This window comes from Nonomuraea sp. NPDC003804 (genome assembly GCF_040610675.1).
GTDB lineage: Bacteria > Actinomycetota > Actinomycetes > Streptosporangiales > Streptosporangiaceae > Nonomuraea.
The window spans coordinates 85,487-105,894 of sequence record NZ_JBEXMT010000028.1; the positions used below are offsets into that span (position 1 = coordinate 85,487).

Annotated in this window: 14 protein-coding genes; 7 read left to right on the plus strand and 7 right to left on the minus strand. The window is 71.4% G+C overall.

All coding sequences use genetic code 11. The annotated features are described in order from the left end of the window. Window positions 1-8: 8 nt before the first annotated feature. On the minus strand, window positions 9-872 hold the full coding sequence (locus ABZX22_RS32690) for a DUF3616 domain-containing protein (protein WP_354916571.1): 864 nt from the start codon (window positions 870-872) through the stop codon (window positions 9-11). A 110-nt stretch (window positions 873-982) separates the two neighbouring features. On the opposite strand from ABZX22_RS32690, the gene ABZX22_RS32695 reads away from it, so the two are divergent. The 6 genes from ABZX22_RS32695 (at window position 983) to ABZX22_RS32720 (ending at window position 7,809) form a co-directional block, all read left to right on the plus strand. After that, the gene (locus tag ABZX22_RS32695) at window positions 983-2,086 is read left to right on the plus strand and encodes a hypothetical protein (RefSeq protein WP_354916574.1); all 1,104 of its coding nucleotides are present in this window, start codon (window positions 983-985) and stop codon (window positions 2,084-2,086) included. Between the two features lie 113 nt (window positions 2,087-2,199). After that, the gene (gene ftsH / locus ABZX22_RS32700) at window positions 2,200-4,149 is read left to right on the plus strand and encodes an ATP-dependent zinc metalloprotease FtsH (protein ID WP_354916577.1); all 1,950 of its coding nucleotides are present in this window, start codon (window positions 2,200-2,202) and stop codon (window positions 4,147-4,149) included. Between the two features lie 230 nt (window positions 4,150-4,379). After that, window positions 4,380-4,961, plus strand: coding sequence for a nucleoside triphosphate pyrophosphatase (locus tag ABZX22_RS32705; protein ID WP_354916580.1), 582 nt, complete (start codon window positions 4,380-4,382; stop codon window positions 4,959-4,961). Between the two features lie 9 nt (window positions 4,962-4,970). Further along, window positions 4,971-5,747, plus strand: coding sequence for an EI24 domain-containing protein (locus ABZX22_RS32710; RefSeq protein WP_354916583.1), 777 nt, complete (start codon window positions 4,971-4,973; stop codon window positions 5,745-5,747). 97 nt (window positions 5,748-5,844) lie between these two features. Next, entirely contained in the window at window positions 5,845-6,549 is a 705-nt protein-coding gene (locus ABZX22_RS32715; protein ID WP_354916586.1) for a carbon-nitrogen hydrolase family protein, read from the plus strand. A 165-nt stretch (window positions 6,550-6,714) separates the two neighbouring features. Beyond that, entirely contained in the window at window positions 6,715-7,809 is a 1,095-nt protein-coding gene (locus tag ABZX22_RS32720; protein WP_354916589.1) for a DUF4192 domain-containing protein, read from the plus strand. A 305-nt stretch (window positions 7,810-8,114) separates the two neighbouring features. On the opposite strand, the gene ABZX22_RS32725 is transcribed toward ABZX22_RS32720, so the two are convergent. The 4 genes from ABZX22_RS32725 to ABZX22_RS32740 form a co-directional block, all read right to left on the minus strand. Then, window positions 8,115-10,814 carry a dipeptide ABC transporter ATP-binding protein gene (locus ABZX22_RS32725; protein ID WP_354916592.1) on the minus strand — a complete coding sequence of 900 codons (2,700 nt, stop codon included), beginning with the start codon at window positions 10,812-10,814 and terminating at the stop codon, window positions 8,115-8,117. Then, entirely contained in the window at window positions 10,811-11,749 is a 939-nt protein-coding gene (locus ABZX22_RS32730; protein ID WP_354916595.1) for an ABC transporter permease, read from the minus strand. Before ABZX22_RS32730 ends, ABZX22_RS32725 begins: the two co-directional genes overlap by 4 nt. Window positions 11,750-11,752: 3 nt before the next feature. After that, window positions 11,753-13,276, minus strand: a complete 1,524-nt coding sequence (locus ABZX22_RS32735) for an ABC transporter substrate-binding protein (protein ID WP_354916598.1) — start codon at window positions 13,274-13,276, stop codon at window positions 11,753-11,755. Window positions 13,277-14,322: 1,046 nt separating this feature from the next. Beyond that, entirely contained in the window at window positions 14,323-14,664 is a 342-nt protein-coding gene (locus ABZX22_RS32740) for a hypothetical protein (RefSeq protein WP_354916601.1), read from the minus strand. 195 nt (window positions 14,665-14,859) lie between these two features. Between ABZX22_RS32740 and ABZX22_RS32745 the strand changes: the two genes are divergently transcribed. After that, window positions 14,860-15,420 (plus strand): DUF1707 and DUF4870 domain-containing protein, encoded by a 561-nt coding sequence (locus ABZX22_RS32745; protein ID WP_354916604.1) that lies wholly within the window; start codon window positions 14,860-14,862, stop codon window positions 15,418-15,420. 1,071 nt (window positions 15,421-16,491) lie between these two features. On the opposite strand, the gene ABZX22_RS32750 is transcribed toward ABZX22_RS32745, so the two are convergent. Together ABZX22_RS32750 and ABZX22_RS32755 are read right to left on the minus strand one after the other, a co-directional pair. After that, window positions 16,492-17,223, minus strand: a complete 732-nt coding sequence (locus tag ABZX22_RS32750) for a septal ring lytic transglycosylase RlpA family protein (RefSeq protein ID WP_354916607.1) — start codon at window positions 17,221-17,223, stop codon at window positions 16,492-16,494. 1,615 nt (window positions 17,224-18,838) lie between these two features. Then, window positions 18,839-20,365, minus strand: coding sequence for an ATP-dependent DNA ligase (locus tag ABZX22_RS32755; RefSeq protein ID WP_354916610.1), 1,527 nt, complete (start codon window positions 20,363-20,365; stop codon window positions 18,839-18,841). Window positions 20,366-20,408 lie beyond the last annotated feature (43 nt).

Consider the following 20,408-nt stretch of genomic DNA (forward strand, 5'->3'; position numbering starts at 1 on the left):
GCTGTGGCTCAGATCGTGATGACGTCGGCCAGCACCCCGCCCTCCGGGGTGAGCCGCTCGGGCGCTGGGCTGTCGTAGACGACCATGAACCTGCCGTCGCCGAGCGCGGCCAGCCCCTCCGGGTGGTCGCACCCCACCCCGTACGGCAGGTCGGTCACGAACGCCGGCTGCTGACCCTCCCCGTCCCACCGCATGACGCTGACCGGCCCGTCCAGGCTCATGGTCGGACCGGCCAGCACCAGCAGGGAGCCGTCGCCGTCGGGACACAGGTCGCGCACGCCGAGCCCGCCCAGGTCCAGGAAGTGCTTGCGATAGCCCTTGAGCCGCAGCCGGTCCGGCCGGTGCTCGCGCACGTCGATCTCCAGCAGGACCGCCCAGCCCCGCAGCACCGGTCCGCGCAGCCCGAGGAAGACCCGCTCGCCGACCACCGCGATGCCCTCGACGTCCAGCCCGTTGTCCTTGCCGGGGACGGCGGTGAACGGGCCCAGATGCGGGTCCTGGGCCAGCACGTCGTCCAGCCCCGTCAGGATGGCGCCCTTGCCCACCGCGTCGGGCCCCTCCAGCGGGAGCCGTACCAGGATGTACCTGTTCGGCTCGCGGACCACGGTGGCCAGGCGCCTGGCCACCTTGGCCGGGTCGGACGGCTTGGCCTTCCTGCGCTTGAGGCTGTGCGAGCCGACCGCCCACAGCCTTCCGTCGGCCACCGCGATGCCCTCGATGTCGGCCTCGTCGTCCCTGCCCGCCGGCAGATCGACGTAGTCGGCCAGGTGGAACGTGCGCTCGTGGTCGTAGCAGGCGCCTGTCCAGGTCAGTCGCTCGATGGTGGCGGTCTCGTCGCCCGCGACCCACAGGCCCGTCCCGTCGACGCGCACCGCGGACAGGTTCGTGTGCGTTTGCGCGGCGCGTGACGCCTGGTCAAATCGAAGTTCCACCATTCGTGCTTTCTACACGCAATCCCGCGATATGTCGTACGCTCCCGATCGTGCTCGATGGGGAGAGTGGGGCCGCGGGGCCTCAGGTGAAATATCAGGCGAGGCCCGCGGGCTCTCCGCTCAGGCGCAGCCGCCTGGGCGACCTGCGGATGCGGGTGGTCTACCAGGTGCTGGCCGTCGTGGCCGCGCTGGCCGTGCTCGTGGCCGGCGGGCTCGCCATCGCGCTGTCAGGAGGCGCGGACGAGGGCGCCGCCCGGCCGGTCGCCGCGCCGCCGGCCGTACCGTCCTCGTCCGCCCCCTCGCCGCCCGCCTCGGCGGCTTCCACTCCCGGCTCCTCGCCGGCTGCTTCGCCCGGATCCACGGGCGCGCCGGCGACCGCTTCCCCTGCCGCCTCGCCGGCGGCCACCGTGGCCGGTTCCTCCGGCGCGCCTTCGACTGCGCCCTCGGCCGTCGCCTCTGTGCCGTCCGGGGCCGCCGCTACGGCGGTGCCGTCCGGTGTCGCCTCGGCCGTGCCGTCCGGGGCGCCCTCGGCGGCGCCCTCGGTGGTGCCCTCGGCGGTGGCGGCGCCCGTCGCGTCCGCGACGCCGAGCCCCGGCGCCTCCATCGCCCCCGGATACACCGCGCTCGAGGCGCTGGCCGCCGACCGCAGGGTGCCGAAGCTGCCCGGCCGCATCCGGCTGCGCGCGCTCACCGGCAAGCCCGTCGCGACCATGGGCGTGATCAAGGACGCCAAGACGGGCGTGTCGGTGCCCCGCCTACGCGCCCCCTGGAAGCGGTACGGCGCCGCGCCCTTCACCTCCAGGCAGGTGCTGCCCAAGGCGGGCGCCGGCCCGAGGGCGATGCTGGTCAGCTGCCCCGTGCCGATCGAGGCGCAGCAACGGCTGCGCGACACCGCCCTGCTGGCCGCCCGCTGGACGCTGAACCACCACCCCAAGGGGGCGGTGATCCGCTGGCTCGGCGCCCAGCCGATCAAGAAGGGCTGGACGCTCTACTACCAGGTCAAGTACGGCAAGCGCGCCTCGGTCGCGGCGGTCGCCGTGCTCGACACCGGCAAGGCCAGGCCCGCGCTGGTGTTCGTCACGATCCCCGACACCCAGAAGAAGAGATGGGCCGATATCCGTCGCGTCATGTCGGGAGTTCGTGTTCTAGGCTGACGAACGAGAAACGTGCGCCCAGACCGTTGAAACCGTACGGCTCGGTCAGTGGCGCGCGTTTCTTATTGTTAAGCGACCGACGATACGGCGATTTTTTTTGGGGGAGTGACGCCGTGGCTGAGCGTTCGAGCTTGCCGAAGAAGGAGCCGAACAAGGAGCAGCCCAAGCCCTGGCGTGCCGAGGGCCTGCCCAAGGGGGGCTCGGGCGGGCGACCCAAAATCAACTGGTGGCGTTTCGTCGTCACGTTGCTGGTGGTCTACGCGGGCTTTTTCCTGATCTCGTCGTTCTTCGACGAGGGCCAGGTGGAGACGATCTCCTACAGCCAGTTCACCAAGCAGGTGACGGGCGGGAACGTCAAGGAGGTCTACGCGCAGGGCTACTCCGTCACCGGAGACCTCAAGAAGCCCGCGACCGACCCCGACAGCTCCAACAAGACCTACACCAAGTTCGTCACCGAGATCCCGGTGTTCGCCAACGACGAGCAGCTCTTCCAGCAGCTGACCACGTCGGGCGTGGAGATCAAGGCCGAGCCCATCAGCACGGGCAGCCGTGGCTTCCTCATCAACCTGCTGCTGTCGCTGCTGCCGATCGCCGTCCTGGCGGCCCTGTGGATCTGGGTCATGCGCCGCGGCCCCGGCATGATGGGCGGCGGCGGCCTCGGCGGCCTCGGCAGGTCCAAGGCGGCCAAGCCGATCGAGAGCGACAAGATCCGGGTCACGTTCGAGGACGTGGCCGGCATCGACGAGGTGGAGAACGAGCTCGTCGAGGTCGTCGACTACCTGAAGGACCCGGACAAGTACCGCCGTCTCGGCGCCAAGCTGCCCAAGGGCGTCCTGCTCGCGGGCCCGCCCGGAACCGGCAAGACCCTCCTGGCCCGCGCCGTCGCCGGCGAGGCCAACGTGCCGTTCTTCTCCGCCAGCGCGTCGGAGTTCATCGAGATGATCGTCGGTGTCGGCGCCTCCCGGGTGCGCGACCTGTTCGAGGAGGCCCGCAAGGTCGCCCCCTCGATCATCTTCATCGACGAGATCGACGCGATCGGCCGCGCCCGCGGCGGGGCCAGCGGCCTCGGCGGGCACGACGAGCGCGAGCAGACGCTCAACCAGATCCTCACCGAGATGGACGGCTTCTCCGGCGCCGAGGGCGTCATCGTGATCGGCGCGACCAACAGGCCCGAGGTGCTCGACCCCGCGCTGCTGCGTCCCGGACGGTTCGACCGCACGGTCATGGTCTCGCCGCCCGACGCGGCCGGCAGGGTGGCCATCCTGCAGGTCCACACCAGGAGCGTGCCGCTCGACGGCGACGTCAGCCTGCAGCAGCTGGCCAAGACCTCGCCCGGCATGACCGGCGCCGACCTGGCCAACCTCGTCAACGAGGCGGCGCTGCTGGCCGCCAAGCGCGGCAAGGAGAAGGTCTCGGCCGCCGACTTCGCCGACGCGCTGGAGAAGCTGCAGCTCGGCGCCGCCCGCTCGATCGTCATGCCGGAGGAGGAGCGCACCAGGACCGCCTACCACGAGGCGGGACACGCGCTGCTCGGCATGCTCCAGCCGGGCGCCGACCCGGTCAGGAAGATCTCGATCATCCCGCGTGGCAGGGCGCTCGGCGTCACCCTGTCCACACCCGACACCGACCGCTACGCCTACGACGAGAAGTACCTGAGGGGACGCATCATCGGCGCGCTCGGCGGCATGGCGGCCGAGCAGGTCATCTACGGCGTGATCACCACCGGCGCGGAGAACGACCTCGAGCAGGTCACCATGATCGCGCGTGGCATGGTCGGCAGGTGGGGCATGTCGGAGCGGATCGGCCCGCTGACGATCCTGCCCAACGAGGGCCAGCCGCAGGCCGCCCCGCACACGCTCGCCACCCTGGACGAGGAGGTGCGGCGGATCGTGGACGAGTGCTACGAGGCGGCGGTCCGGGTGCTGACCGAGAACAGGGACCGGCTGGAGGCGATCGTCGTGGCCCTGCTGGAGCAGGAGACGCTGGACGAGGCCGACGCGTACGCCGCGGCGGGACTGCCGCGCGCCGACCGGCCCGCCGTCGAGCCCACGCCGCACCTGTGACGCGCCGAGGGGCGGACGGGGGCGTCACGCGGGCCGACGCCCTCGCCCGCCTCCAGGCGGGGTCTGGCCGGGCTTCCGGCGTGACGCCCGGGTCGACCCGGCGCGTGGATGTGGTGGACAAGACGGCCTCGGTCTGAGTGCTTGGTCCCGCGGAGGTTCGGGTTCGTGCGTTTGCGGACCTGCAGGGGCGTTCGGGCAGACAGGGGACGGAGCCCGGATAAACTGACCGGGTGATCGTGCTTGCGTCAGCCTCCCCCGCCCGCCTCGCCCTGCTCCGCAGCGCCGGGCTCGATCCCAAGGTGATCGTGAGCGGGGTCGACGAGGAGGCGTTCACCGCGGTGCTCCCCGCCGACCTGCCGCTGAAGCTGGCCGTCGCCAAGGCCTCGGCGGTCGCCGACGGCCTCACCGAGGGCCTGGTCATCGGCTGTGACTCCATCCTGGAGCTCGACGGCCGGCCGTACGGGAAGCCGGGTACCGCTGAGGAGGCGCTGACGCGCTGGCGGATGCTGCGCGGCAGGACCGGCCGCCTGCTGACCGGCCACTGCGTGATCGACGTCGCCACGGGACGGCAGGCCGCCGAGGTGGCCTCCACGGTGGTGCGGTTCGGCACGCCGTCCGAGGCCGAGATCGCCGCCTACGTCGCCAGCGGCGAGCCGCTCCACGTGGCCGGCGCCTTCACCCTCGACGGGCTGGGCGGCTGGTTCGTCGATGGCATCGAGGGCGACCACGGTAACGTGCTGGGCATCTCCCTGCCGCTCGTACGCGAGCTGTTCGCCGAACTCGGCTACGCGGTGACCGACTTCTGGCGCTAGTTTCTCCCCATGCGATCAATGCGTGAGTTCGCCGGTGGCGTCGGGTTCTTCTTCCAAGGGCTCAGATGGGTCGCCAAGAACGGCAAGTGGTGGGGTTTCGGGCTCGTTCCCGCACTGGTCGCGTTCGTGATCTACGTGGCCGCGCTGGTCTACCTCGGCAACAACGCCACGGGGATCGCCGACTTCCTGACACCGTTCGCCGACGGATGGGCCGCCGGATGGCGTGACTTCCTCAGGGGAGCGCTGGCGGTGCTGCTGTTCATCGGCGGCCTGGCGCTGGCCGTGCTGACCTTCACCGCGCTCACGCTGGCCATCGGGGAGCCGTTCTACGAGAAGCTCTCGGAGAAGGTCGACCCCCTGCACGGGGCCGACGACGTGCCGTGGTGGCGGTCGATCCCGCGCTCGATCCGCGACAGCCTGGTCACCCTGCTGTATGCGCTGATGTTCACGATCCCGCTCTTCTTCCTCGGGTTCGTGCCGGTGGTCGGGCAGACGGTGGTGCCGGTGCTGGGCGCCCTGGTGTCCGGATTCTTCCTGACGGTCGAGCTGACCTCGCTGGCCATGGAACGGCGCGGCATGAACCGGCGTGCCCGCTTCGGCGTGCTGCGCGCGAACAAGGCGCCCGCGCTGGGGTTCGGCGTGGTGGTCTTCCTGATCTTCCTGGTGCCGTTCGTGGCGGTCGTGGCCATGCCGGCGGCGGTGGCGGGCGCCGCGCTGATGGTCCGCAGCCGTCTCGTGCCGCTTCCCGCCGAGCCTGCCCGGCCTGCCGCCCCTCCCGCCCCATAAGCCCTTGTCGCCGCTGCTTCCGGAAACGCGGAGGAAACGCGGCCACCGTACGATCGCTCCTCATCAGTGCCTCGGTATCGGCCTTGGGGGAGTCTGGATGCGCGCACCGCTGGTCATCGCCGTCGCTCAGCCGGAATGCGTGCCGTACGACGTGACGGCGAACGCGGTGACGCACGCGGCGGCGATCCGCGCCGCCGGTGCCCGCGTGGTGGTCTTTCCCGAGCTCTCCCTGACTGGCTACCACCTCGACGCCGCCGCCATCGGGACCGACGATGCGCGTCTGGCGCCTGTGGTCGAGGCCTGTGCCGAGACCGGTTCCATCGCCCTCGCCGGCGCGCCCGTCCAGGGCGAGGCGGGCAGACCGCACATCTCGACGCTGGCCGTGGACGGCACCGGGGTCGTGGTGGCGTACCGCAAGCTGTGGCTGTCCACCACCGAGGCCGGACGGTTCGCGCCCGGCGACAAGCCCGCCGTGCTCGAGGTCGACGGCTGGCGGCTCGGCCTGGCGATCTGCAAGGACACGGGCGTTGCCCAGCACGCGGCGGCCACCGCCGCGCTGGGGATGGACGCCTACGTCGGGGGCGTCCTGGAGCACCGCGAGGACACGGCGGTCCAGGACGAGCGCGCCCGGCGCATCGCCACCGAGCACGGGGTGTGGGTCGCGGTGGCGAGCTTCGCCGGGTCGTCCGGTGAAGGGTTCGCGGCGGCCGCGGGCCGGTCGGGCATCTGGTCCGCCGGCGGCACCGTGATCGCCCAGGCAGGCCCTGGGCCGGGCGACCTCGTCCGCGCCACCCTGACCTGACCTGCCGCCCGCCCGTCACCTTCGGGAGCCTCGACCGGGCGCCGCCCTTCATCCACGTGAGCCCCTGGCCGCTCCATCCACAGACGTCCGGCCCGTCCGCCCGTCATCCACAGAATCGCGCTCGCCCGAAAAGTCCCCGCCCCTGGCCCGGCACCCTCGTGCCCCATGAGCACCGACGTCACCGCACCCGCACTCACCCTGACCACCCCCGCCGACATCCTTGCCGCCGTGCCGTACATCGTCGGCTTCCATCCCACCGACAGCCTGGTCGTCATCGGAATGTCGGGCAGAGTCGGCCAGGGCGAGATGCGCGTCTGCGCGCGCTGGAACCTGCCGCTCCCGCCGGGCTCGCTCCGCCCCCTCACCGGACTGTTCGCCCGAGAGTCGATCACCCATCTCGTCGCTGTCGGCTACGGCACGGGCGCCCACGTCACCCCGGCCGTCGACCAGCTCCGTTCCGTCGCCCAGAGGTGCGGCGTCACCCCGTGCGAGGTCCTGCGCGCCCACGAGGGGCGCTACTGGTCCTACGTGTGCGACCTGACCGACTGCTGTCCCCTGGACGGCACGCCGTACGACGTCTCCACCAGTCCGATAGCCGCCGAAGCGACCGTGCACGGCATGGTCGCCCTTCCTGACCGAGCCACCTTGGAGGCGACGATCGCGCCACACGCCGGCCCGGTGCGGCTGTCGATGCGCCGCGCCACGGCCGGGGCGGTCGCCGCCTTTCGCGTCGCCATGGCCACCGCCCCCGACGCCGACCACTTCGCCCACCGGTTCGTCGCCGACGGCCTGGCCCGGGTGCGCGCCGCCATCGAGACCACCGCGAGAGGAGGGAGAGTCGACGACGACGAAGCCGCCCGCCTGGGCCTCGACCTGTCCCTGATCAGGGTGCGCGACGAGGCGTGGACCCTGATCGACGACGCCTCGCGACCCGCCCACCTCGCGCTGTGGAGGGATCTCTCCCGGCGCCTCGAGCCGCGCTTCGTCCCACCGGCGGCATCCCTGCTGGCGATGTCCGCCTGGCACGGCGACGACTGCGTCCTGGCGACCATCGCCCTCGAACGCGCTCTGGCCGTCGACCCCTGCTACTCGATGGCCAACCTCCTCATGCACGCGCTCCAGCATCTGCTCTCGCCGACCACGCTGCGCGACCGCATGCCCAGTCCCGCCGAGCTCGACGCCGCCATGGGCGCCCCTCACGCGAGCTGGCTGCTGCCCCTGACCGCGATCCTCGACGAGAAGGACGACAGGCTCCGTTGAGGCGCGCGCATTCCGTGCCGCCTGGGCCGGTTCCGGCGACGTCACCCGCCCACCGGGCGCGCGCTCACCGTGATCGCCGGCCTTCAGGGGTGGAACGGCCGACCGCCGAACGCGTGGCCCGCCCGACGACCGAAGAGGCCGCCCCCCGGCGGATCGAGGACGCCGACGTCATCGTCCCCGATCCCCGTCCGTCACCGTCCCTCTGGTTCGTGCTGCGCCTCGCCGTCGTCTCCGCACGTCGAGCCGGGAGACATCGCCGGTCGTCACCTTCCGCCTGGATCGGGCAGTGGCTGGTCGCTGTCACCTCACGTCGAGCTCGGGAACATCGCCAGCCGCGCCGCGCGCCTGGCGGCCTGCTCCTCCGGATCGGGTACGAGCGCCGACAGCAGCAGCCGCCGCGTGTACGGGTCGCGGGGGTCCGTCGTCACCTGCTCGGCATCCCCGATCTCCACGATCCGGCCCTGCGACATCACCGCCACACGGTCGCTGATGTGCCGCACCACGGCCAGGTCATGGGAGATGAACAGGTACGCGACGCCGGTGTCCCGCTGGATCTCGACGAGCAGATCGAGCACCTGCGCCTGGGTGGAGACGTCGAGCGCGCTGACCGGCTCGTCGCAGATGATCAGCCTCGGGCCCAGTGCCAGCGCGCGGGCGATGGCCACCCGCTGGCGCTGGCCGCCGGACAGTTCGCGGGCACGCCGCTCGCCGGTGCCCGCCGGCAGTCCGACCCTGTCGAGCAGGCTTCTGATGCGCTTGTCCGCGTCGGCGGCGGTGTGTTCCGCGGTCACGAGCAACGGTTCGACCAGGATGTCGTGGATGCGCATGGCCGGGTTCAGCGAGCTGTACGGGTCCTGGAACACCGCCTGCACGTCCCTCGCCCTGGCCCGGCGCGGCGCGAGCGGACGCCCGTCGAACCGGATGCTTCCGGAGGTGACGGGCGCCAGGCCCAGCACGGCCCTGCCGAGCGTGGTCTTCCCCGATCCCGACTCGCCGACCAGGCCGAGCGTCTCTCCCGCGGTGAGGGCCAAGCTCACCTCGCGCAACACCCGCAGGGGCGGGGTGCGCCGGCCCCGCTGCGGGAAGTCCACGCACAACCGGTCCACCTCGAGCAACGGGGCAGTCGCGTTCCGCGGCCCTTCGATCACCCGCGGCCGGGCGAACCCGCCGGACGGGACGACGTCCCCGCTCTCAGCCCGGAATGCGTCCTCTGGTTCGGCGGCCACCTGCGGCCGGCCGGCCTGCCGGAGCCCGTTCACGGCGCCGGCGAGCGTCGCGTCCCCGCGACCGGCGTCCGCGCCGTCACCGGCGCCGGAACGCCCGAGCTCCAGCGCCCGGCCCGGCCCGCTGACCAGCCCCAAGCGTGGCCGCCGGGGAGCCGCGTTGTGCGGGTTGGCGGCCAGCAGCGCCGCCGTGTACGGCTCGGCGGGCGACGCGAACAGCCGGCCGACCGGAGCCGTCTCCACCAGCCGCCCGTTCCGCATGACCGCCACCCGGTCGCACATGTCCGCCACCACGCCGAGATCATGGGTGACGATCAGCACCGCCATCCCGCGCTCCCGCTGCAAGGACCTCAGCAGGTCGAGCACCTCCGCCTGCACGGTGACGTCCAGCGCGGTCGTCGGCTCGTCGGCGATCAGCAGGTCGGGATCGCACGACACGGCGGCCGCGATCAGCACCCGCTGCGCCGTACCACCGGAGATCTCGTGCGGGAAGGACCGGTAGATCCGCGCCGGGTCCGCGATCCCCACCCTGGCCAGCAGGGAGAGCGCGCGCTGCCTCGCCTCACGCCTCGACAGCCCCAGGTGGACGACGATCGGCTCGATGAGCTGGCTGCCGACCCGGAAGCTCGGGTCCAGGTTCGACATGGGCTCCTGCGACACGTACCCGATGCGCCTGCCCCTGAGCCGGTTGAGCGCCCGCTCCGGCAGCCCGGTCAGCTCGGCGCCGTCGAACACGACCCCGCCGGCGGTGATCCGTCCCGTGCCCGGCAGCAGTCCGAGAGCGGCCAGCACGGTCTGCGTCTTTCCCGACCCCGACTCGCCGACCAGCCCGAGCACCTCGCCCGGCCGTACCGCCAGCGAGACCCGGTCGACGACCGTGACCGGCCCGTGAGCGACGGTCAGGTCGGTGATCGTCAGCAGGGCGTCCACGGAAGGAGCGGGCGGCGCCGAGGTCCGGGGCGCGGCGGCGCGCGGCTGGGGCGGTTCCAAGTCGTCCCGTACGGCGTTGCCGAGCAGGTTGACCGCCAGGACGGTGAGCGCGATGGCCGCCCCCGGCCAGATCGACAACCACGGCGCGGTGAACACGTTGGTCGCGGCGTCGTTCAGCATGGCGCCCCAGCTCGCCGCGCCCGGCTCGCCGAGGCCGAGGAAGTCGATGCCCGCCTGGATCAGGATCGCCGCGCCGAACAGCAGCGGCGCCTGCACGACGACGGCCGACCTGACCACCGACAGCACGTGCCGGCGCACGATACGCAGATGCGACAGGCCGGACACCTTGGCCGCGTCGATGTAGAGCTCGCCCCGCACCCGCTGGGTGACGGCACGCACCAGCCGATAGATGGAAGGGGACGCCAGGAACCCGACGAAGGCCATCATCCTCACCAGCCCGGGCCCGACGACGGCGACGAACGCCAGCACCACGATGATGGCCGGCAGCGCCATCATCAGGCTGAAGACCCAACTGGCCACGGCGTCCACCCAGCGCGCGAAGTACCCGGCGAACATGCCCGCCGTCACACCGACCACGAGCGCGACGGCGGTGGCCAGCAGTGCCCCGATCAGCGTGTCGCGGGCGCCGAACAACAGCCGGCTCAGCACGTCCCTGCCGGAGCCGTCGCCGCCCATCGGATGCGCGCCGCTCGGCGGGGCGAGCACGGCGGGCAGGTCCACGAAATCGGCGGTGTAGGGGGCGAGCAGGTCGGCCGCCGCCGCGGCCACGCAGACCAGCAGCAGGAAGGTGGCCGACAGCAGCGCGCCGGGCCGGCGCAGCAGGCGCCTCATCGAGTCCTCACCCTCGGGTCGAGCCAGCCGACCAGCAGGTCGACGACCAGGTTGACGGCGAGCACGACGACGACGCCGACCACGACGACACCGAGCACGACGGGAATGTCCGACCTACTGGAGCTGGCGGAAGCGAGGCTGCCGAGACCTTGGATCGCGAAGACCTGCTCGACCACGATCGCGCCGCCGAACAGGCCGATGAACTGCAGGCTGACGACCGTCAGCGCGGTCGGCGCCGCGTTGCGCAGCACGTGCCGCAGCAGCAACCGCCTGCGCGGCAGCCCGCGGCTGCGCAGTGTGCGCACGTAGTCCTGTGCGAGGACGGTCGCCACCGCGCTGCGGGTCTGCGCCGCGATCGCCGCCACCGACCCGATCGCGATGGCGGTGACCGGCAGGACCAGCGACCTGATCCACTGCACGGGACCCTGGCTGATCGGCACGTAGCCGGTGGCGGGCAGCCATGGCAGGTTCACCGCGAACACGATGACGAGCAGCAGCGCGATCCACATGCCCGGTACGGCGAAGCCGAGGCTCGCCAGCACCTGGACCGTCCTGTCCACCCAGCCGCCGCGGATGGCGGCGAGCATGCCGTACGTGATGCCGAGGATCGCCGAGACCAGCGTGGCCAGCACGGCCAGCGACGCGGTGATCGGCAGTCTCGCCATGATCGTGTCGGTCACGGGCACGCCGGTGAACCACGACACTCCGAGGTCCCCGCGGGCGGCGGCGCCGAGCCAGGCCAGGTAGCGCTCGCCCACCGGCCGGTGCAGCCCCAGCTCGTGGCGCTTGGCCAGCAACTGCTCGGCGGTGGCCGTCACGCCGACCAGCTGTCGCGTGGGGTCGGGCACCAGGCTGGTGAGGACGAAGGTCAGCGCGGTGATCACGACGAGCAGGACGCCCGCCGCGACCAGCCGGCGCACCAGCAGCGCACGCATCGGTCAGACCGCCGGCTGGTAGTCGCGGAGGAAGACGAAGAGCTGGGTGTCGGGCACGTCGATCTTCACCTTGCTCTTGTCCCAGACCAGCAGGCTCGTCGAGGAGTACAGCGGGGCGAACCAGGCCTGCTCGACGACGTAGGTGTTCAGCTCCTTGAACAGCGCCGCCTGCTCGGCCTCGTCGGCGACGGAGATCTGCCGCATCAGCTTCGAGATCGCCGGATCGTCGACGTGGAAGGGGTTGAACACCCCGCCCGCCGCGAGGAACAGGGAAGCGTCGATCCAGTTCTGGGTGGCGGTGTAGGTGTACATGAACGCCGGGTAGGTGCCCGCCAGGTACTGCTGGGTGATCAGGTTGGTGGACACCGGCTTGTAGACGACCTTGATCCCGATCTGGGCGAGCTGCTGGGCGACGACCGGGTAGAGAGTCGGCACGTAGGCGTTCTCGCTGGGCATCGTGAGCGTGAAGCCGTTCGGGTATCCGGCCTCGGCCAGCAGCCGCTTCGCCTTCGCCGGGTCGTAGGGGTACCTCGAGTTGAGCGCCTCGACGAAGGCCGGGGAGCCCGCCGCGAACATCTGCGTCGTCCGTTTGCCGGACCCGCCGCCGACCGACCTGAGGATGCCCTCGGCGTCGAGGCCGTAGTTGATGGCCTGCCTGACCTTCACCTTCGCCAGCGGCGGGGCGAGCTTGCCCGCACGGTCGACCATCCACATGCCGAGGATGAGCCCGGTCATCTCCTTGAACTGCAGGCCCGCCGCCTTCGCGGCTTTCAGCCCCGACATGGGGATGCCGCCCGAGTCGACCTGGCCGCTGGTGGCCGCCGTGAGCATGGCGTTGGTGTCGGGCAGCGCCTTGACCTGCAGCTTGTCGAAGCCGTACGTGATGGGAAGCTTGTACGTCGGATTGCGCGTGAAGGTGTAGGAGGAGCCGCGCGTAGTCGCGGCGAGGTCGAGCAGGTACGGCCCGCTGCCGATCGGCTGGGTCTTGAGCGTGGCGAACGCCTTCGGGCTGGCGATCATGCCGGGCACCAGGCTCAGGTTGAACAGCAGGCCGGGGTCGGGCTTGTTGAGCTTCAGCACGATCTCGGCCGGGTTGGTGACGTCGACGGACGAGATCGAGGCCAGCGCCGACTGGGTGGGGCCGGTGGTGGCGCGACCACGGTCGAGGTTCGCCTTCACGGCGGCGGCGTCGAGCTTCGAGCCGTCGGAGAAGACGACGTCGGCGCGGAGCTTCATGGTGAGCGTGGTCTTGCCCTTGTCGTACGTCCAGCCGGTGGCCAGCCCGGGCGTGATCGTCAGGTCGGGGTTGAGGGTCGTGAGCGAGGAGTAGACGGCCTGCAGGTAGAGAACCGAGTTGCCGCCCGCGCCCATGGCGGGGTCCCAGCTCGACACGTCGGCGGCGGCGGACAGGGTCAGCACGCGTTCGCCGGCGGGCGCGGTGGCCGAACCGCCGCCCGAACAGGCCGTGCCAAGGAGGGTGAGGGCGGTGAGGGCGGCGATGGCGGCCGTGCGCCTGGAAACCGGCATGGATCCCCCTGGGGGTGAGGACATCGAACAAAAACTACCTATCAGTTGGTAGTCTTTTAACACCCTGAGGCATGATGATCGCAACCCCTTCGTAACGTGGAGTTCCCATGCGCGGCAGCACGGGCGGGCCGATGCGGTGGTAGGCGGCGTCGTCCTGGCCCCCGTAGCCCCTGTACGGCACGACCCTCGACGAGACCGGCACACCGGCGACGGCGACGGCCACGGCGACGGGCACGGTCACGGCGACGGGCACGGCCACCGGCGGTGCCCGCCGCACGCCCTCCCATGTCCGGATGCCTGCGGACCCCGATGTCACGAGAGGAGTCCTCAAATGCCACGCGAGGACCTCGCGCCAAGAGGGTCTCACGATGCGAGATGCCGCGATGGGCGCTGACCGGCGCGATGCCCCCGGAGAGTCGTCGAGCTTCGGGCGTCGCGAGGGGACCCTTGACGGGCAGGTGGGGCCAGCGTGAGAGGAGGTGTTCATGGCCGGAGATCGTGGCCGGGCCGGACCTGGGGATCGGCAGTGCCTTCGCGGCGCTGACCCTCTGGGCGCCCGGCGTGCGCAGGGACGGGACCGGCCGTTCGGCGGCGAGCCGTACACCCCGGCTCACAGGATCGCCCATCCCCGGCAGCATGGTTCGGGGTCCGGGCCTAACGGGAAGCGACCCTCGAGGCGGCCGGCGGCATGAAGTTCACCCGGCGCGGGCGCGACGCCGACGAGCGGTCGGGCCGGCCCCGGCTCGGACCGGCGCCATCAGAAGGGCTCTGTCAGCCGATCCGGCAGCGGGAGCGGCATCCGGTGGGTTACGTCGGCTCGTGGTGCGGAGTGGCGCTGGTCCGCGTATGCGTCAGCTTGTGGTGCGGGGTGGCGCTGGTCCGCGTATGCGTCAGCTTGTGGTGCGGGGTGGCGCTGGACCGCTCATGCGTCAGTTTCTGGTGCGGTGTCGTACTGGTCGTCCGCGCATGCGTCAGTTTGTGGTGCGGTGTGGCGCCGGTGGGCGCCTGCGTCAGCCACCGCTCGGAGCAGTGTGCACCGGACGGCTTCAGCCCAGGTCTTCGCGCTTGCGGCGCTCGTTGTAGGCCCGCATGCGGGGCGGGTATCCGGTCAGCTGGACGTCGTACACAGGCAGCGCCAGGTCACGCGCCACCTTGCGGATCACCTGGGGCGAGCCCACCCGGCGCCTGGTCCACTCGCCGTCATCGGCGATGGCGACAGCGGTCGTGTCGGTGGCGAAAGTCTCGGGTTCGACGAAGAATTCCACCCCGCGCCGAGACTTGGCGAAAGCGATGAGCGCCTCGATATCGGCGTCGGTCGCTTCACGGTCGAACTTCGCTACCTTGTTTCCCCGCCAGCGCCGCAAGCCGTAGCGATCTCGCCATCTCATGGATCCTTTTTATATCGTTCGGCGCTCGTCTGCGTCGGGGTGTTATCGGGGAGAGATCGGGGTTTCTCCCGATGGATCTCTGAAAGCACGAAGAGCACGATGGCATCGGAACGCCCATCGACGAAAGGCACGACAGCCATGGCATCGGCACATTCCCCAGCGCCGGCATACAGGGGGCACGGCAAGGTGCCGCCGATGGAGATGCGCGTTACCCACGAGGACCGCGAGCATGTCGTCGAACACGTCAAAGCCGCGTACGCCGAGGGACGGTTCGACAAGTACGAGTTCGAGGAGCGCCTCGACCGGGCCATGACCGCGCGCACCCATGGCGACCTCATGCCCATCATGACCGAGCTGTACGGCCCGCAACGCCACTGGCAGTCGATCGCCGTGCCGACCAGGGCCGTTCCGCGTCCGGCGCCCCGACCGCACGGTGTTCCGGCCGACAGCAACGAACGCCTCGGGGGCGCCGCGGCTCACCTGCTCGCCCTGCCCGGCCTGATCGTCATCGGCCCGCTGATCATGCTGCTCACGGGTGGCAAGACCTCGCCGTACATCCGGCAGCACGCGGTCGAGGCGCTGAACTTCCACCTGACGTTGCTCGGCGCGACGCTCCTGCTGCCGTTCACGATCGTGGGGATCGTCCTGCTGCCGGTGATCTGGGTGGCCGCGTTCGTCCTGGCGATCGTCGGCGGGGTGTCCTCGCTGGCGGAGAACGACTTCCGCTACCCGCTGACGGTCCGCCTCGTGAAGTAGTGATCCAGTAGGGACGCGCGGCCCTGAACCCGGCGCGGACCAAGCATGGACGCGGGGCCGATCGGGTGGCCAGGGGGACGGCCGGACGCGAGGACCATGAGGGGTGACGCCAGGAAAGCATGCGGACGCTCGGGATGAGGCGGCCGGCGTGCGCAGCGTGAACGGGGGAGACACGGCCGGCCGGCTGCAGTGACACAGGGGCGTAGGTGGACCCTGGCCAGTGGGCGTGTGGAGGGTGCCCAGCAAGGCGCAGCCGGACGTAAGAGCCATCGGGGTGGTGTCGAGCGAGTCACACGGACGCTGGGGGCGGTCGGCATGCGGAAGGTGCGCGCGAGGAGAGACAGCGGAGTGTGGTGAGACGTCCAGGGGCGTGAGGGCGTCGAGCATGCACGCGGACGGGGGCAGCCAGACGCGGGTGTCACCGGGCGGGGCAGTCGGATGTGCCAGGGGAGGTGACATGACGGCCAGGCCCAGCAGCCCGACGGCCGCCAGGCGTAGGCGGCGGCGTGTCACGCGGCGCGGCAGCTCTGTGTGTGAGGGGTCCAAGGGCGGGGGCTGTCGGCCGTGTGGGGGTGTCCGGGGGTGGGGGCTGTCGGCCGTGTGAGGGTGTCCGACGCGGGGGTCGTCGCGCGTGGAAGGGTGCCGGGGGACGACCTTGGACGTGCGGGCGGGGACGGTGGACAGCCGGCCAACTGGTTGACGCGCCAGGCGGGCACGCGCGGAGCGACCACGCCGAGATCGTCGTCTCGACCGGAGACGCGGTCACCAGGGGGCGGCCGCCGTGCATGCGCGTGAGGGTGAGTGACAAGGACCCTCAGGTCCACCGCGGCCACCGCCGCGACGTCCTCTCGGGGGTCGTCCCGGCCCGGATGGTCGAAGGCCGGATGATCGGAGGCCAGATGATCGGGAGGCCGGATGGACCGGTGCCGGACGGACGGAGGCCGGATGGACCGGTGCCGGATGGACGAGGCCGGACAGGGGGCGCGGCCGGGTGCCGCCGGTGGGGAATGAGGCGATGGTGCGCCGTCCGGCGGGACCCGGCCGCGAGTCGGTGTCCGAGCGGGCAGACCGCTAGCGCGCGAGAACCTGGTACTTGACGGTCATCACGCCCGACCCCGTGTTCCCGATGGCCGAGAAGGCGGCCTCGGACAGATCGAGGCAGCGTCCGCCGGTGTACGGCCCGCGGTCGTTGATCCGCACGACGATGTCCTTGCCGTTCGAGGGGTTGATGACGCGGACCTTGCTGCCCAGCGGCAGCGACTTGTGCGCCGCGGTCATCGCCGAGGGGTTGAACCGCTCGCCGCTGGCCGTCATCTGGGGTTCGTCGTAGAACGAGGCGCCGCACCTGCCCGAAGCGATCACGCGGGCCTTCGACCTGGTGGCGACCTTCGCGGACTCGACCGAGGTGGCCTGCTTGGCGGTGCTGTTCTTCTCGCCGTCCGCGGACGATGCGCGGTCCCGGGCGGAGACGGGCGCGCGGTTCGCGGGTACCGCAGGGCGGGAACCCTCTCCTGGCACCGACGCCGACGAGGGAGCGGCGGGGGTGGCGACCAGGGGCGACCCGGACGGCGAGGCGGACGCCGTGGCCGAGGCGCTGGTCACGGACGGCGTGAGCGTCGGAGCTGCGGTGGCGGTGGCCTGCGGGGTGGCCGCTGCCTGCCGGGTGTTCGCGGCGGCGAGGCCGGTGGCGGAGGTCTGCGGGGCGTCGCCGGTCGAGACGGCGGCCCAGGCGGTGGTCGAGGCGGCGGCCAGGACGGCGGCGCTCGCCGCGACGGTGGTCCAGCGACGCCTGCCGGGGGCCATGAGACGGCCCAACGGGCGCGTGCGGGACGGCTTGCTCGAATGCTGACCCAAGGGAAACCACGGTCCTAGATCGGGGACAGGACAGGGACCGGCCAGACGGGTGAGGGATGGGGGACGCGCGTCGGCCGATCCTGGAGGGAGACGTGTGACGCCTCGCGATGGACCCGAACCTACGTGACAAAGAGCGCGTAAAGGCAACTTAATGGGACATACCGTGAAATATATCACTTTGCCCATGGAAAGGTTGCCGACGATCGACACTACGCCCTTGATCTTGGGTTTTGTCGGCAACGGCGGCACCGCACACGGTCGGTGAAGGGTGGAAGGCGAGTCGCAGCAGACCCGTCCCTGCGTCAGCCCGCGGACGAACGCACCGACGTCACGACAGCCGCCCTTCACCGGAAGGGGCCGGAAGTGGTCTCCAGGTCGTTGAAACCCAGGTGTCGTGCGGATCGATCAGGCAACGGGCCGCGACATGCTTTCAGGGCCGAACATCCATCGTCCTGGTTCACCGAGACGCCCTTCTCCGTCCGGCTGGAGGCGGCGGTGCTCCGTCGAGCAGCACCGCAGGGCCCTCGCGATCGTGACGCCATCCTGCTGGAGCAATGCGTTGGGGCCCGTGATCGCGTGCGTCGTCCGGCGCGGCGGGCCACTGGAACCAGCAGCATGGGGCATCCCGTTGAGGCCGATCCACTGCTGGAGTTGTGCGGGTCCGAAGGCCGGCGTCGTCACCCAAGGAAGCCGGCGGCAGGCGCACATGTCGACCTGCGGCACGACACCCTCGGCCCGGGCGCTTCCGAGGAGAGTCGTTCAGGCCTTCCGGCTGGTAGAGCGTCCAGGGCAGGGAAGAGCGACACCTGGACGAACCCGCCCAACGCTCGTCTGGACCGGGACCGCCGAGAAGATCCGGGAGATCCTGTGCGATCCCGGCCCGCACGCGGGCACCCCGCGCCAAGGGGCGCACCCCGGTCGGGGCTCACACGCGCAGTTCGGGCGGCAGACCTGTCCAGCGCAGTTCGGCGGGCAGGTGCCCCATGTCGTTGTAGAAGAGGACGGAGGCGGGGCGGTCGGGCGCGTACCGGATGACGGTCAGCGCGGCGTTGCAGTGGTTGAGCCCGAGCCAGCGCCACTTCGGCGCATCCAGCCGCGTGTGGCCCGCTTCTCGTATCCCGCCACACTGATCGCCCGAGGGCGCTGTGTCAGGCGACCAGCGTCCACGCTCAGCCAGATGCAGAAGTCCCAGAAGCCGTTGATCTCGGGGTGGAACGCGAAGACCCCGTCCACGATCAGCACGGCATCGGTCGCCACGGGCGTCGTGTCCGCCGAGTGAGCCCGCTGCGTCAGCGGGGCGACCCTTGACGACTTCAAGAAGCCATGGCGGGACCGGCATCTGTACGACCGGGAGTCGGTGGCGTCGTGGTGCTGACCGACATGGACAAGGCGCGGCTGGAGCGGAAGCGGCTTCAGCGACGCGGGCGGCGGGCCACCGGCCCGGCGCCGATGGCGTGATGACCGACGGCGATGCCGTGGTGAACGGCGGTGGCGGCGTGCCCCGGCGCATCCGGGCCACGGCGGTCGCCAGAAGTTCGGCGCGAATCCCCGCGAGCCCGCGCCCCTACAGCATCAGCGAGCGGACCGTCTCGACCGTGTCGGCTTCCTCCGCCCTCTTGTCCGGCCGGTAGCGCAGCACGCGGGCGAACCGCAGCGCCATGCCGCCTGGATACCGGGGCGAGCGCTGCACCCCGTCGAAGGCGATCTCCACCACCAGCTCGGGGCGGAGCGCGACCGTCCAGCCGTCGGTGGGACCGTCGGCGATCTCCAGGAAGCGCTCGGTCTGCCAGGCGAGCAGTTCGTCGGTCAGCCCCTTGAACGTCTTGCCCAGCATGACGAACTCGCCGCTGTCAGGGTCGCGCGCGCCCAGATGGAGGTTCGACAGCTTGCCCTCGCGCCGTCCGTGGCCCCACTCGGCGGCCAGGACCACCAGGTCGAGGGTGTGCCGCGGCTTGATCTTGATCCAGCCGGCGCCGCGCCGCCCGGCCGCGTAGGCCGAGGTGAGGGACTTGGCGACCAGGCCCTCGTGGCCCCGCCGTACGACCTCGGTGAAGAACGATGCGGCGGCCGGCAGGTCGCCGGTGACCAGGCGGGGGGTGAGCAGCTCGGCGGGGACGGTGGCGGCCAGCCTCTCCTGGCGCTCGGCGTACGGCAGGTCGAGCAGGTCGGCGCCGTCGACCCGGAGCGCGTCGAAGAAGAACACGCTGAGCGGCGTCCGCGCGCGCAGCTTGGGAACGTCGGTCTTGCTGCTGACCCTGCTCGCGGTCACCTGGAAGGGCTGGGGACGGCCGTCGGGGCGCAGCGCGATGACCTCGCCGTCGAGCACCAGGTCGGCGGACGGCAGTGCGAGCATCGCCTCGACCAGCTCGGGCACCTGGTCGGTGATGTCGTCGAGGGTGCGGGTGAAGACCCTGACCTCGTCGCCGGAACGGTGTGCCTGGACGCGGACACCGTCGAGCTTCCACTCCAGCGCCGCCTGCCCGCCGATCTTCTCCAGCGCGGCGGCGACGCTGGGCGCGCTGCCGGCGAGCATGGGCGCGACCGGGCGGCCCACCTCGAGCTTGAAGGCGCGCAACGCCTCGAGGCCGCCCGACAGCGCGGCCGCGCCGACCGCGGGCAGCCAGCCGCGCAGCGTGAGCGCCCGCCGGACGTCGGCCGAGGCCGCGCCCGAGGCCTTGGCGACGGCCTCGATCATCACGCCGTCGAGCGCGCCCTGGCGCAGCTCGCCGGACAGCAGGCGCAGCAGGAACGACTGCTCCTGGCTGGTGACGGCGGTGAACAACTCCTCGACCAGCGCCTTGCGGGCCGCCTGCGAGCCGGGCCCGGAGACGGCCTTGATGCGGGTCAGGAGGGCGTCGATGTCGGTGAGGGTGGCGGTGGCGACGAGCTTGGGCGGCGGAGGGTCCTGCAGCGTGCGCCAGCCGACGCCGATCTGGCGTTGGGGGAGCTCGCCCGACAGGTAGGCGATCGCGATCTCCGCCTCGTCGGCGCCGACGCGGCCGAGGAGCTCGGCCAGGTGGCCGATCTTGCCCAGACGGGCGGAGGTCCTGGCCACGGCCTCGGAGACACGGACGACGTCGATCAGCAGCACACCGCTTATGTTGCCCTACGGAACCGACAAAAGTCGCGCCTGA

Excerpts from the sequence above, each read along its gene's own strand:
- ABZX22_RS32725 (WP_354916592.1), bottom strand. The coding sequence starts at position 10,814 with ATGAGGCGCCTGCTGCGCCGGCCCGGCGCGCTGCTGTCGGCCACCTTC.
- ABZX22_RS32745 (WP_354916604.1), top strand. The coding sequence starts at position 14,860 with ATGGAGATGCGCGTTACCCACGAGGACCGCGAGCATGTCGTCGAACAC.
- ABZX22_RS32735 (WP_354916598.1), bottom strand. The coding sequence starts at position 13,276 with ATGCCGGTTTCCAGGCGCACGGCCGCCATCGCCGCCCTCACCGCCCTC.
- ABZX22_RS32740 (WP_354916601.1), bottom strand. The coding sequence starts at position 14,664 with ATGAGATGGCGAGATCGCTACGGCTTGCGGCGCTGGCGGGGAAACAAG.
- ABZX22_RS32730 (WP_354916595.1), bottom strand. The coding sequence starts at position 11,749 with ATGCGTGCGCTGCTGGTGCGCCGGCTGGTCGCGGCGGGCGTCCTGCTC.
- ABZX22_RS32720 (WP_354916589.1), top strand. The coding sequence starts at position 6,715 with ATGAGCACCGACGTCACCGCACCCGCACTCACCCTGACCACCCCCGCC.
- ABZX22_RS32715 (WP_354916586.1), top strand. The coding sequence starts at position 5,845 with ATGCGCGCACCGCTGGTCATCGCCGTCGCTCAGCCGGAATGCGTGCCG.
- ABZX22_RS32710 (WP_354916583.1), top strand. The coding sequence starts at position 4,971 with ATGCGATCAATGCGTGAGTTCGCCGGTGGCGTCGGGTTCTTCTTCCAA.
- ABZX22_RS32750 (WP_354916607.1), bottom strand. The coding sequence starts at position 17,223 with ATGGCCCCCGGCAGGCGTCGCTGGACCACCGTCGCGGCGAGCGCCGCC.